This window comes from Collinsella aerofaciens (assembly GCF_015552075.1).
Lineage (GTDB): Bacteria > Actinomycetota > Coriobacteriia > Coriobacteriales > Coriobacteriaceae > Collinsella > Collinsella aerofaciens_Y.
In genome coordinates, this window is record NZ_JADNDZ010000052.1 from 45,418 (window position 1) to 58,380 (window position 12,963).

The window sequence follows — 12,963 nt, forward strand, 5'->3', positions numbered from 1 at the left end:
CTAATTGACACGTTTTCCATTGTGACCGAAGGGCGTCTGGGCGTGAAGGGCAAACTTGGAGGGCGCATACCTTCCATCCATCATGCGCTCGATAAGGCCCTCGAGTTCAAGCGAACCCAGGAGTTTGAGTACGCCGGCAGCATCGAGCGAGACGAGCGCCGCGATGTCGTCGACCTTGAGCGGAGAGGCGATGAGCGCATGCATCACGGTCTGCTGCGTTGGATCCAGGTCGGCAATGCCGGGAGCATCGGGGCGCGAGTAGCGCAGGGTTCCGTAGATGCGTGAGATAGCCATCTCGATAGATTCCTCGTCGACGATGCAGCAGGCACCGTTCGCAATGAGGTAATTCGTGCCACGCGACTCGGGCGATAGGATCGACCCCGGCACGGCAAGAAGTTCGCGCCCCAAATCCATAGCAGCCTCGGCTGTAGAAAACGTCCCGGAAGGCATACCCGCCTCGGATACAAAGAGGGCTTGCGACAGGGCCGCGATCACGCGATTGCGGCGCGGAAAGGCAAACTTGCGCGGACCCATGCCCCACGGAGAGATCGACACGACCGCGCCACCCGTATCGAGCGTGCGCGTAATAAGCCCCGCGCTCGAACGCGGATAGACCACGTCGGCGCCCGTCCCCAGCACCACGACGTGTTTGCCGCCGGCGTTGACCACAGCCCAACCCGAGGCCTGGTCACAACCGACCGCGCCGCCCGAAACAACCGTCACTCCTGCCTCGATCGCCACCTTCGCCGCAAGCTCTGCCACGGCAAGACCATACGGCGAGGCCTTGCGCGCGCCGATGATGGAGAGCGCGGGCGTCGAAAGTACCTCGGGGTTGCCGCGCACATAAAGCGTCTGGGGTATATCAGAAAGCTCCAAAACGGTCTCGGGATACAACGCATCGCCTGGATGCAGCTCGAAGGTTCCCTCGGCCATCATTGGTCCCTCCTTCCCTGGTACATCGCCGCCTCGAGCACGTGGTCCTGCGTCACTTGCTCGCTCTCGGCGACATCTGCGATCGTACGCGCAATGCGAACCAGGCGCACGGTGCCACGCCCTGTGAGATGTGTGCGTTTGGACAGGCCGAGTACGCATTTCTCGGCAGCATCATCGAGCTCAAAGGTCGAAACGACGCCGTCAATGGACCGCGTCTCGTCATCCTCGGCCTCGGCATCCGCATCGTCCATACGGGATTCGCGCCAAGCGCGAAAAGCGCGACCGCGCACAACGTAGTCACGTAACTCGGCCGACGACATACCCTCCGCGCCCTCGATAATCACCTGAGGGTCGGGACGAGTCACATCGATCATCATGTCGATACGGTCGGCCAAAGGACCGCGCAGCTTTGCCCGATAGCGCTCGACCATCGCCGCCGAGCAGCGACACGGTACCTCGCGATCGCCCAAAAAGCCGCAGGGGCAGGGATTGCTCGCAGCGAGCAGCTGAAAGCGCGACGGGAAGGTAAAGGCCCCGTCGACGCGTACGATCCTCACATAACCGCGTTCGATGGGCTGACGCAGCGCCTGCAGTACACCCGTGGGAAACTCGGCAAGCTCGTCCAAAAAGAGCACGCCGCCATGAGCCAGGCTAATTTCGCCCGGATGCACTGGACGTCCGCCGCCGATGAGGCCCGCGGTCGAAATGCTGTGATGCGGGCTGCGGAAGGGGCGATGCCCCGCAAGCAGTCCATCGATGTTCTCACCCAAAACCGAATGGATGCACAGCGCCTCCTGTTGATCCTCAACGGAAAGCTCGGGCAGGATGCCGGTCATACGGCGCGCAAGCATCGTCTTGCCCGATCCCGGGGACCCAATCATGAGCAAGCCGAGTTCTCCTGCCGCCGCAAGCGCCATGCCGCGTTTAGCGACTTCCTGCCCCAGCACGTCTGCATAGTCGAGCTCAGGCTCAAAGGTCGCCTCGACGCCCTCAGAATCCAAGTAGTGCCGCGCGGCATCGCCCATACCATGAGCAAGCTGAGACAAATGATCGATGAATCCACAATCCACGCCCGCGAGTGGCACATGCTGGTCGGACCTGCCGGCGATAAAAGACAGCCCCATATCACGCGCCAATAGTTGAAACGCCACCTCGCCCTTGACGGGAAGCACCGTACCGTCCAGACCAAGCTCACCTGCGATAAGGCAGCGATCGAGGTTGTCACGGGGAATCTGCCCATCGGCCGCCAATACCGCGATGGCGATGGGCAGGTCAAAGCCGCTACCGGTCTTGCGGATATCGCCGGGTGCCAGGTTAACGGTAATGCCCGAGCGTGGGATCTCGAACCCGGCGGAGCGCATCGCACAACGAATACGACCACGTGACTCCATCACCTCCATACTCGGAATGCCGAGCATCTGGATGCCCGGGATGCCACCGGCAAGCGAGACCTCGACCGTGACGTGAATCGCCTCGACGCCGCGGATGCAGGCCGCGTGAACGGCAAACGTCTCGAACGCCATCACGACACCTGCCAATCGAACGCGCTGTACTGGTGCTCGATCTCGGCGATATGCCCGCCGCGAATGGTGACGCCCACGGCATCGAAGCGAATCGCCTTGAGCGGATAATGCTCCATGAGATAGCAGCTTGCGATGCGGCGGTAGCGGCGTTGCTTTTGGGCATCCACGGCCTCCTCGGGAAAGACCCGCGTGGTGCAATCCAGGGCGACGCGTCTCGTCTTGACCTCGGCCATCACAACGACATCGTCGAGCTCATCGAGCAGCACCAGGTCGGCCTCGCCCTCGGTGCAACGATAGCCCTGCTCCAGCAAGGTGTAGCCGCGCTCGTTAAAGTAGTCGATTGCGATAAGCTCACCCAGCATGCCCAGCTCGCGAGGACTGAGTCCCTTGATAAACTCGGGCGTCATCGCTCCGCAGTCGAGCTCGCCGTTTTCCCAACGCTCTTTGAGCTGCTGCGTCTTGCTCTTTTTGCTTGCGGCACTCATGGGGTCTCCTTTCCCGCACACTGCATTGCCCCGATGATGAGGGCACCTTTCATGCGGGTAAGTACCGGAAGCAAACCAAAAGCTGACCAAATGCCGACAAAAAACGGGCCGTACGCAGCGATGGTGTTGCATACGGCCCGCTACCAGCAGGTTTATAAAACCCCAGGGGTCCCTATCTCCACAATTGGCCTAGAAAAGGCGCTCAGTCTGCAGAAAGTTTCCGCAAAAGCTCACGCGGTGCAGCGGACAAAGTCCATGTTTGCGAATGGCCTCGATGTGCTCGGGGCTCGCATAGCCCTTCGACTCGGCCAGATGGTACTCGGGATACTCGGCGTCGTACTCGACCATCATCTCGTCACGCGTGACCTTGGCCATGATGGACGCCGCGGCGATGCAGGCGATCTTGGCATCGCCCTTCACCACATCGCGCTCGTTAGGAACGGCGCCCAAGGGGTTGCCATCCATAAGCACGCAATCGGGCTCGAGCCCCGTATCGGCCACGGCGCCCGCAACGGCGGTACGGATAGCACGGGCCATGCCCATCTCATCGATATCCTTAGGCGCGATATGGCAAAAACCGATCGCCGTCGCCACCTCGGCAATCTTCACTGAGAGCAACTCGCGGCGCGCCGGCGTGAGCTTTTTGGAATCGTTGATGCCCCAGACGCGCGGCTCCATAGGAAGGCAGACAGCGCATACCGTCAAAGGACCGGCCACCGATCCGCGACCCACCTCGTCGACACCAACGACCACTCCATCGCCGCCAAGCTCATGCATAAGCTCGTACATGTCATTGACGCGCTCGCGCTCGGCAAGCTCTTTGGCATGGCGTTTGAGGGCGCGTTCGCAAGCCTTGATCACCTGCTGGCGCGGGTCCTCGCGATAATGCTCCACGAGGGCGGGAATCTCCTCAAACGTGGCGCTCGCCAACTCACCGGCAACCTGCGATGCCGAAACCGAGCTCGTCATGTTGGCCATACCAGGCCCTCCTTGCATGCAAATCAGATAAAAAGAAGGGCCACCCGAAGGTGACCCTTGTGTCCAAACGAGTGGACAGACGCTGCGATCTTCTTAGCGCTTCTCGGGGATGCGAGCAGCCTTGCCCACCTTGTCGCGGAGGTAGTACAGCTTGGCGCGACGGACGCGACCATGACGAACGACCTCGAGCTTGGCGATCTTGGGGCTGTGAAGCGGGAAGGTACGCTCAACACCGACACCGAAGGACATCTTGCGGACGGTGAAGGTCTCGCGGGCACCGGCGCCGGCCATGCGGATGACGTCGCCCTGGAAGACCTGGATGCGCTCGCGGTCGCCTTCCTTAATGCGGTAGTGAACCTTGACGTTGTCGGCGACGCGAACCTGAGGAATGTCCTCGCGGATCTGCTGACGCTCGATTGCGCGGATGTAATCCATGTGCAATTCCTTACTCTTCTAGAGGTGCCGTACCATCTTGGCCGGCACGTAGTTGAACAAACGTATTCGAGTATACACGCGCGGGTTTCTGCTGCAAGAACAATTTTTTACGCAGACAAAAAGACAAAACCCGCACATGATAACCGCCCGCCTCACGAATGAGACGGGCGGCATGAGGGGGGCTACACTAGACGTCGATGTGCGGGGCGCTAGGCGTTGCGCTTGGCCTCGAGCTTGGCCTGAGCGGCAGCCAGGCGCGCGAGGGGCACGCGATAGGGCGAGCAGGACACGTAGTCCACGTCGGCCACGTTAAACAGGCCCTTGATGGACTTGGGGTCGCCGCCGTGCTCACCGCACACGCCAAAGTGCATGCCGGGGTTGGTGGCACGACCCTTCTCGACGGCCATGCGCACGAGCTCCAGCACCGCCGAGTCGATGGTCTCGAAGGGGTTGTCCTTCAAGATCTTCTTGTGCAGGTACAGCGGAATGAACTTGGCCTCGGCATCGTCGCGGGAGAAGCCAAAGGTCGTCTGGGTAAGGTCGTTGGTGCCAAAGCAGAAGAAGTCGGCGTGCTGTGCGATCTCGTCAGCGACCATGCAGGCGCGCGGCAGCTCGAGCATCGTGCCCACGGGAATGTCGAGCTCGACGCCTTCCTCGGCGGAAACCTCGGCGATCACGCGCTCGATGACCTCGCGGGTCTGGACATGCTCGGCCGTGATGGAAACAAGCGGAACCATGATCTCGGGGCACGGGTCGACGCCTTCCTTGATAAGGCGAGCGGCAGCCGTTGCCACGGCACGGACCTGCATGAGCGGCAGATCACCGAAGACGACTGACAGGCGCACGCCGCGCAGGCCGAGCATCGGGTTGGACTCGACCATGCCGTCGATACGGCGCAGGCGGGCACGCAGGGCGGCAAGCTCTTCCTCGCTGGCGCCGGCGGCTTCCTTCTTGGTGATGGCGACCTCGAGTTCGCGAGGATTGTCCAGGAACTCATGAAGCGGCGGATCGAGCAGGCGAACGACCACATCGCGACCGGACATGGTCTTGAACATCGCCAAGAAGTCCTCAGTCTGAACCTTGAGCAGATCGGCCAGGGCCTGCTGCTTCACAGCCTCGTCGTCGGACAGGATGAAGCTCTGGATAATGTTCTTGCGATCGCCCAGGAACATGTGCTCGGTACGGCACAGACCGATGGCCTCGGCGCCAAACTCGAGCGCGAGCTCGGCATCCTCGGGGTTGTCGGCGTTGACGCGCACGTGGTTGGCATGACCGTCGGTCTCGTCCAGACGGATCTCGTCAGCCCAGGACAGGATGGTGTCCAAGTCGCCAGTGAGCTCGGCCGAAACCAGATCGACGGCGCCGTCGACGACGATGCCCTGAGTGCCGTCGATGGAGATGATGTCACCCTCGTGCAGCACGCGATCGCTGTCCTCGATACGAACGACCTTCTCGGCAGCGTTGATATGGAAACGCTCGACACCGCAGACACAAGGGGTACCCATGCCACGGGCAATAACGGCGGCGTGGCTCGTCTTGCCACCATGGCTCGTCAAGATACCCTCGGCGGCGACCATACCCTTCAGGTCGTCAGGGTTGGTCTCCCAGCGGACCAGAATGACCTTATGACCCTCGGCAGAACGCGCGACGGCGTCATCGCTCGAGAACACGACCTCGCCCACGGCGGCACCGGGACTGGCGTTAAGGCCGCATGCGAGCGCCTCGTACTTCTTGGAGGAATCGAACTGCGGGTGCAGGAGCTGGTCGAGCTGCGCGGGATCGATGCGGCTCACGGCCTCCTCACGGGTGATGAGGCCTTCCTCGACCATCTCGATAGCGATGCGCAGGGCGGCGGTTGCGGTACGCTTGCCCACTCGGGTCTGGAGCATCCAGAGCTTACCCTGCTCGATGGTGAACTCGATGTCGCACATATCGCGGTAGTGATCCTCAAGCGTCAGGAAGACACGCTCAAGCTCCTCACCTGCGGACTCGAGGCCCGGGGTGGTCTTGAGGTCGGCAATGGGCTCGGTGTTGCGGATGCCGGCGACGACATCCTCGCCCTGGGCGTTGACCAGAAAGTCGCCGTAGAATTCCTTGGTGCCGTCGGCTGGGTTGCGCGTAAAGGCGACGCCGGTCGCCGAGGTCTCGCCCTTATTGCCAAAGGCCATAGCCTGGACGTTGACGGCGGTGCCAAGGTCGTCGGAAATGCCGTGCTGCTTGCGGTAGATGCAGGCACGCTCGTTCATCCAGCTGCCAAAGACGGCCTGAATGGCAAGGCGCAGCTGGAGCTCCGGATCGTGCGGAAAGACGGGCTTGCCTTCCGCGACCTCGAGCTCGGGGTACTGGGCGGCCTCGACGTTGTCGGAGAAAATGCACTTGAAGGTCTCGACGAGCTCCTGCAGGTCCTCGGCCGAAAGCTCAGAATCGACGCGAACGCCGGCGACCAGGCGAGCCTGGGTCAGGGCATTCTCGAACAAGTCGGCATCGACACCCATGACGACGTTGGAGAACATCTGGATAAAGCGACGATAGCTGTCCCAGGCAAAGCGCGGGTTCTGCGTCTGGGCGATAAGGCCCTGAACGGACTCGTCGTTGAGGCCCAAGTTGAGGACCGTGTCCATCATGCCGGGCATTGAAAACGGAGCGCCCGAGCGCACCGAGACGAGCAGCGGGTCACGGGCATCGCCGAGCTTCTTGCCGCAGCGAGCCTCGAGGTCGGCCTCGGCGGCAACGATCTCGTCGAGCGCGCCTTCGGGCCAGACGTTGCCGGCACCGGAGTACTCGACGCAGGTCTGGCAGGTAATGGTAAAGCCACCGGGAACCGGCAGGCCGATACGGCTCATCTCGGCAAGGTTAGCGCCTTTGCCGCCAAGTACGAAGTTCATAGACTTGTCGCCCTCAGTGACACAGGTGCCCTGGGCATCGGTTCCAAAACGGTAAACCCTCTTGCAATCGCTCACGATACTTCCCCTTCCATGCGATCTCGCGCACGACCGTGGTAACGAATCGGCCCGCCGGATGCGGGCCGTGAGGGAACTATACGGCGGGTTTTGAATGGGCTTGAGCAGAGGATACGCGGTTTGGTAAACGTGCTAAAACTAGCGGTAAACGGTAGGTAAAGGTGGTTACCTTATGAAGATACCACTACAAGAAATTAGCAGGTCAGATGCGATGTTTTTGCTAAATCGCTTTACCATAAGTAGCTAATTTGGGACGGGGCTTTTTTAGCTACCCCGGCTGAGGTCGCGAAGTTTTTGACCGATTGCCGACGGGGGTAGCTAAAAAAGCCCCGTCCCAAATTAGCTATTTTTGTTGGTCTCGGCGGGCGGTACGGCGGGCACGGGCTTCCCGGATTTCCTCCAAGTGACTAATGATCTCGGCAGCGCTTTCCTCGATGGCCTTGCCGTCGGTGCGCACTACAAAGCAACCCAGACGCTTCATGAGGGCACGGGCTTCCTCGAGCTCACTGCGCACGCTCTCGGGCTCGGCGTAGGAGCCGGCAACGGCGCGGGCGTAGTCATCGCCCAGGCGGCTATCACGGATCTCGGAAATCACATCGACAGTCGATATCAGGCCGAACAGGCGCATCGGGTCGACCTCGTAAATCGACTTGGGCGGCTCCATGCCGTGCGCCAGCGGAACGTTTGCGACCTTGTAGCCCTGATAGGCCAGATACATCGAAAGCGGCGTCTTAGACGTGCGCGACACACCCAGTAACACGATATCGGCGTCCGACAGATCGTCGCAACCGCGTCCGTCATCGTGCTCGACAAAATACTCCATGGCCTCGATGCGATGGAAATAGCGGTCGTCGGTCTTGTGGATCACGCCGGCCACGCCCTTGGGCGGCACACCGATGAGCGACGACAGCACGGCAAGCGTCGGGCCGATCAGGTCGACCGAGCGAATGTGCAGCATGCCCAAGTAGTCGAGCACGCGAGCACGAAGCGCCGGATCGACGATGGTATGGAACACGGCGATATCACGATGGTCGGCATCGACTCGCGGGCCCACAAACGACTTGACCTGCTCCACCGAGGTCACCTTAGACAGACGTAAAACACGAAAAGCCCCTTCATCAAATTGCCCGGACGCCGCAAGCACCACCTCACAAGCGGTATCACCGAGCGAGTCGGAGATAACGATAACGGTGGGACGAGCGGTGACCGGGCAATCCATGCGGGGCTCCTTTTGCGCTTATGCGCAGGCTAGCTTACTTTTTGCGGGCAAGCTCACCGATGTTGGCGATGCCGGAGAAAACAGCCTCGAAGCGGTTAAGCAGCTTAAGGCGATTATCGCGGAGCTGCTCGTCCTTGTCCATGACCATGACCTCGTCGAAGAAACGGTCGATGGGCGCGCGCAGGGCGGCCAGGGCGGCAAACGCGGCAGGGTAATCCTCGGCAGCAAGGGCGGCGTCGACGGCGGTCTGGGCGGCCTCGGAGGCGTCGGCAAGCGCAAGCTCGACCTCGCCCATCAGGGCGCGGTCGTACTCCACGCCCAGCTCGGGCTTGGAGATATGCGCGGCGCGGGCGTAGGCAGTCGCCAGGTTGTCGAAGGTCTCGGCGTCGTTCTTGCGGGCCTCGTCGAGGGCGGCGCAGCGGGCGAAGAAGACCGACGGGGCAATAATGTGCACCGCGGAAACGGCGGCAACGGTGTCGGCCGGGATCTTCTCATCGCGAGCCATGCTCACCAGACGGCCGTGGAAGAAGTCACGGACCTGCTGGGCGACCTCGGCGGCGTCAAACTCAATGCCCTGCTCGCTATAGAGCTCGAGCGCAAAGTCGATGAGCGACGTGGGGTCGATCGGCAGACGGTCGCGCAGGATGTTGATGATGCCGATGGCGGCACGACGCAGCGCGTACGGGTCGGAAGAGCCGGTCGGGGGCTCGCCGATGGCAAAAATACCGGCAATGGTATCGAGCTTGTCGGCGCAGGCCACGATGCAGCCAGCGGTACCCTCGGGCAGCTCGTCGCCGGCGAAGCGGGGACGATAGTGATCGCGAATGGCGTGGGCGACCTCGTCGTTCTCCCCCATCGCGATGGCGTAGTAACCGCCCATCACGCCCTGCTGGCTCGTGAACTCGACGACGGCGTTGGACACCAGGTCGGCCTTGCACAGGTGAGCGGCGCGGCCGGCATCGGCGGCCAGGTGGGCACCCAGGTGAGCCTCGCGGGCAATAGCGAGCGCGAGCTGCTCAATACGCTCGGACTTGGCGAGCACGCTGCCGAGCTTCTCCTGGAAGGCGACCTTGGCCAGACGCTCGCGGAACTCGTCGAGGGAGATCTTCAGATCCTCCTCGTAGAAGAACTTGGCGTCATCCAGGCGGGCGCGCACAACGCGCTCGTTGCCGTCGATCACGCGCTCGGCGTTCTCGGGCTTGCTGTTGGAGACAATCACGAACTCACGCGTCAGCTTGCCCTCGCCGTCATAAATCGGGAAGTAGCGCTGGTTGGTGAGCATAGACTCGCAGATGATCTCGTGCGGGACCTTGAGGAACTCCTCATCGAAGGTACCGACGAGCACCGTCGGCCACTCGCAGAGGTTGATGACCTCCTCGAAGACCTTCTTGGGCGTATCGACGTGGCAGCCAGGACGGGCAGCCTCGACCTCGGCGATTCCGGCAAGGATGGCCTCGCGACGGCGCTCGGCAGAGAGCACGCCGGCGTCCTCGAGCACCTGCTCGTAAACAGCGGGGCTGGCGACCACATGGTCACCGGGGCCAAGCACGCGATGGCCGCGCGTGGTATTGCCGCTCGTCACGTCAGCAAAGGACACGGGCACGACATCCTCGCCCAAAAGGCAGCAGATCCAGCGGACCGGACGCACGAACGTGGCGTGCTGGTGACCCCAGCGCTGAGAGCGGTAATTGGGCCACTGCAGGCCGGCGATGGTCTTCTCGCACAGGGCCGTCAGAATCGGGGTGGCCGGGGCGGAAGGGATGTTCTTCTCGGCAAAGACGTACTCACGGCCGTCGGTGTCCTCGCGACGGACCAGGTCCTCGGCAGCCACACCGCACTTGCGGGCGAAGCCCTGGGCGGCTTTGGTGGCGTTTCCGTCGGCGTCGAAGGCGATGTTGGCCGCGGGGCCACGCTTAACCTCGTGAACCTCATCGGTCGCGGTGGCGACGTCGGCAACGAGCGCAGCCAGGCGACGCGGGCTCGAGATCACGCGGACCTCGCCGTGGGCCAGACCGGCCTCGTCGAGACCCTTGGCAATCATGGTGCCAAGCTGCTTGACGGCATTGTTCAGCGGTGCAGAGGGCATTTCCTCCGTACCGATCTCAAACAGGAAATCCTTAGCGTCTGCCATGGCTTACGCCACCTCGCCTTCCTGGTCGGCATTCTCGTTGACTCCAGCGACCTCGGCCATGTAGGCCTCGCAGCACGCCTTGGCGACGGCGCGGACGCGCAGAATGTAGTTGGCGCGCTCGACTGCGGACAGCGCGCCACGGGCATCGAGCAGATTGAAAGCGTGGCTGCACTTCATGACGCAGTCGTATGCGGGCAGCGGCAGCTTGCGCTCCAGGCAGGAGTGGCACTCGGCCTCGTAGTCGTCAAACTTCTGACGCATCATCTCGACGTTGGCGACCTCAAAGTTATAGGCACTGAACTCGCGCTCGTTCTCGAGGAACACGTCGCCGTAGGTCATGGGCGTGCCGTCGGGCAGGTAGCTCCACACCAGGTCGTAGACCGAGTTGACGCCCTGAGCGTACATGGCGATACGCTCCAGGCCATAGGTGATCTCGACGGGCACGGGGTCGACCTCGATACCGCCCACCTGCTGGAAGTACGTAAACTGCGTGACCTCCATGCCGTTGAGCCAGACCTCCCAGCCAAGGCCCCAGGCGCCGAGCGTCGGGCTCTCCCAGTCGTCCTCGACAAAGCGGACGTCATGGTCGTTGGGATCCAGGCCAATGGCGGCAAGAGACCCCAGGTAGAGCTCCTGGGCGTTAACCGGCGAGGGCTTGATGAGCACCTGGAACTGATAGTAGTGCTGCATGCGGTTGGGGTTCTCGCCGTAGCGGCCGTCGGCGGGACGGCGGCAGGGCTGCGCATAGCAGGTGCGCCACTCGGCGGGACCGAGCGAGCGCAGCGTGGTCGCGGTGTGGAAGGTACCGGCACCGACCTCGGAGTCATAGGGCTGCATAATGACGCAGCCCTGCTCGCCCCAGTACTGCTGGAGACGCAGGATGATGTCTTGGAAGGAAAGCGATGAAGCGTTCATGCCTCTAATATCCCCTCGTCGAAACGATTACACGGTTAGGTACTGTACTATAGCGGTTTTTAGTCGATAGCGCCGATACGGTTGAGCGGCCAGTAGCGAACAAGCGCCACGGCGATCAGGTCCGAACGGTCGACCGGGCCAAAGTAGCGGGAGTCGGCAGAGTTCTCGCGGTTGTCGCCCATCACCCACACGCACCCGTCAGGGACGGTGTAAGGATAGCTCACCTGAGCAGCGGGCGCCTGGACCGAAAGCGGCCAGCTCATGCCGGTCGTATAGTCTTCATCGAGCGCCTGGCCGTCGACGACCACGTGTCCGTCCTGAAGGTCGACCGTCTGGCCGGCCGTGGCAATAACTCGCTTGACGAGAACATCGTGCTCGGAGGTGCCATCGGGGTTGTGGAATACCACAATATCGCCCTGTTTGACGGGCTGACCGAGCTCGAGGCTCACCTTTTGCGCCAGAATCTGATCGCCAATCTCGATCGTAGACTCCATGGAGCCGGTAGGCACCACAAAGGGTTCAACCACAAACGAGCGAATCAAAAAGGTGGCGACGAGCGCAATCGCGACGACCACGATCCACTCAAAGGCACCCTTTAGCACGGAATGCTGCGATGGAACCATTCTCACTCCTCGCTTAGCGAATACGACGCGTCCAAAATCTCTTGCGCGTACGCGCGCTCCTCGGGCGTGAGCCGTGCCGTCTCGATCAGATCGGGACGCCAGCGGCAGGTGCGCTCGATAGCGTTCTTGCGACGCCAAGCATCGACCTTGGCGTGGTCGCCGCTCACGAGCACCGGAGGCACGCCCTCGCCGTTGAACTCGGCCGGACGGGTGTACTGCGCGTACTCGAGCAGTCCTCCGTCCTCGGCAGTCGAAAACGACTCGTCCACGTTGCTCATCTCGTCACCAAGGGCGCCGGGAATCAGACGCACGACGGCGTCGGCAACGACCATAGCGGGAAGCTCGCCGCCCGTAAGCACGTAGTCGCCGATCGACAAGCGCTCATCGGCATACGCATACGCGCGCTCGTCGACGCCCTCATAGCGACTGCACACAAACAGCAGGCGCTCGCTTTTGAGCAGGCGCTCGGCCACATGCTGCGTAAAGGGCTCGCCGCAGGGCGTAAAGAACACAACCGTGGGCTTGGGACCTTCGGAGCTAATAGCCTCGATGGCCTCGGCGATGGGCTCGACCTTCATGAGCATGCCCTGCCCGCCGCCGTACGGCTCGTCATCGACGGTGCGATGACGGTCGTGCGTCCAGTCGCGCAGGTTATACGCCTTAAAATCAAAAAGGCCGGCCTTGCGGGCGCGGCCCAAAATCGATGTGGACATAACGGGCTCAAACATCTCGGGAAAGACCGAAAGGGTCTCGATCAGCAT

General features: G+C 62.0%; 11 protein-coding genes. All 11 read right to left on the bottom strand.

Annotated features, from left to right (window positions below; translation table 11 throughout):
• The gene (locus I2D41_RS03520) at positions 1 to 936 is read right to left on the bottom strand and encodes a DNA-processing protein DprA (protein ID WP_324249160.1); all 936 of its coding nucleotides are present in this window, start codon (positions 934 to 936) and stop codon (positions 1 to 3) included.
• On the bottom strand, positions 933 to 2,456 hold the full coding sequence (locus I2D41_RS03525; protein ID WP_195363558.1) for a YifB family Mg chelatase-like AAA ATPase: 1,524 nt from the start codon (positions 2,454 to 2,456) through the stop codon (positions 933 to 935). The genes I2D41_RS03520 and I2D41_RS03525 overlap by 4 nt, the downstream gene beginning before the upstream one ends.
• Positions 2,456 to 2,941 (bottom strand): YraN family protein, encoded by a 486-nt coding sequence (locus tag I2D41_RS03530; RefSeq protein WP_195363559.1) that lies wholly within the window; start codon positions 2,939 to 2,941, stop codon positions 2,456 to 2,458. Before I2D41_RS03530 ends, I2D41_RS03525 begins: the two co-directional genes overlap by 1 nt.
• Positions 2,942 to 3,130: 189 nt before the next feature.
• Positions 3,131 to 3,919, bottom strand: coding sequence for a ribonuclease HII (locus tag I2D41_RS03535; RefSeq protein WP_055250018.1), 789 nt, complete (start codon positions 3,917 to 3,919; stop codon positions 3,131 to 3,133).
• 93 nt (positions 3,920 to 4,012) lie between these two features.
• Entirely contained in the window at positions 4,013 to 4,354 is a 342-nt protein-coding gene (rplS, locus tag I2D41_RS03540) for a 50S ribosomal protein L19 (protein WP_006236098.1), read from the bottom strand.
• Positions 4,355 to 4,563: 209 nt separating this feature from the next.
• Positions 4,564 to 7,314, bottom strand: a complete 2,751-nt coding sequence (gene ppdK, locus I2D41_RS03545; protein ID WP_195363560.1) for a pyruvate, phosphate dikinase — start codon at positions 7,312 to 7,314, stop codon at positions 4,564 to 4,566.
• Between the two features lie 343 nt (positions 7,315 to 7,657).
• Entirely contained in the window at positions 7,658 to 8,533 is an 876-nt protein-coding gene (locus tag I2D41_RS03550) for a pyruvate, water dikinase regulatory protein (protein WP_195363561.1), read from the bottom strand.
• Between the two features lie 34 nt (positions 8,534 to 8,567).
• On the bottom strand, positions 8,568 to 10,664 hold the full coding sequence (gene glyS / locus I2D41_RS03555; RefSeq protein ID WP_195363562.1) for a glycine--tRNA ligase subunit beta: 2,097 nt from the start codon (positions 10,662 to 10,664) through the stop codon (positions 8,568 to 8,570).
• Positions 10,665 to 10,667: 3 nt separating this feature from the next.
• Entirely contained in the window at positions 10,668 to 11,579 is a 912-nt protein-coding gene (locus I2D41_RS03560) for a glycine--tRNA ligase subunit alpha (protein WP_006236091.1), read from the bottom strand.
• Positions 11,580 to 11,638: 59 nt separating this feature from the next.
• Complete coding sequence (lepB, locus tag I2D41_RS03565; RefSeq protein WP_117799082.1) at positions 11,639 to 12,202, bottom strand: signal peptidase I; 564 nt, start codon at positions 12,200 to 12,202, stop codon at positions 11,639 to 11,641.
• Between the two features lie 2 nt (positions 12,203 to 12,204).
• Positions 12,205 to 12,963, bottom strand: coding sequence for a tRNA (guanosine(37)-N1)-methyltransferase TrmD (trmD, locus tag I2D41_RS03570; protein ID WP_195363563.1), 759 nt, complete (start codon positions 12,961 to 12,963; stop codon positions 12,205 to 12,207).

Bases quoted from the DNA above. Each gene is read 5' to 3' on its own strand.
- I2D41_RS03560 (WP_006236091.1), bottom strand. From the start codon at position 11,579: ATGAACGCTTCATCGCTTTCCTTCCAAGACATCATCCTGCGTCTCCAG.
- I2D41_RS03520 (WP_324249160.1), bottom strand. From the start codon at position 936: ATGATGGCCGAGGGAACCTTCGAGCTGCATCCAGGCGATGCGTTGTAT.
- trmD (WP_195363563.1), bottom strand. From the start codon at position 12,963: ATGCTGATCGAGACCCTTTCGGTCTTTCCCGAGATGTTTGAGCCCGTT.
- I2D41_RS03525 (WP_195363558.1), bottom strand. From the start codon at position 2,456: ATGGCGTTCGAGACGTTTGCCGTTCACGCGGCCTGCATCCGCGGCGTC.
- glyS (WP_195363562.1), bottom strand. From the start codon at position 10,664: ATGGCAGACGCTAAGGATTTCCTGTTTGAGATCGGTACGGAGGAAATG.
- I2D41_RS03535 (WP_055250018.1), bottom strand. From the start codon at position 3,919: ATGGCCAACATGACGAGCTCGGTTTCGGCATCGCAGGTTGCCGGTGAG.
- I2D41_RS03530 (WP_195363559.1), bottom strand. From the start codon at position 2,941: ATGAGTGCCGCAAGCAAAAAGAGCAAGACGCAGCAGCTCAAAGAGCGT.
- I2D41_RS03550 (WP_195363561.1), bottom strand. From the start codon at position 8,533: ATGGATTGCCCGGTCACCGCTCGTCCCACCGTTATCGTTATCTCCGAC.
- rplS (WP_006236098.1), bottom strand. From the start codon at position 4,354: ATGGATTACATCCGCGCAATCGAGCGTCAGCAGATCCGCGAGGACATT.
- lepB (WP_117799082.1), bottom strand. From the start codon at position 12,202: ATGGTTCCATCGCAGCATTCCGTGCTAAAGGGTGCCTTTGAGTGGATC.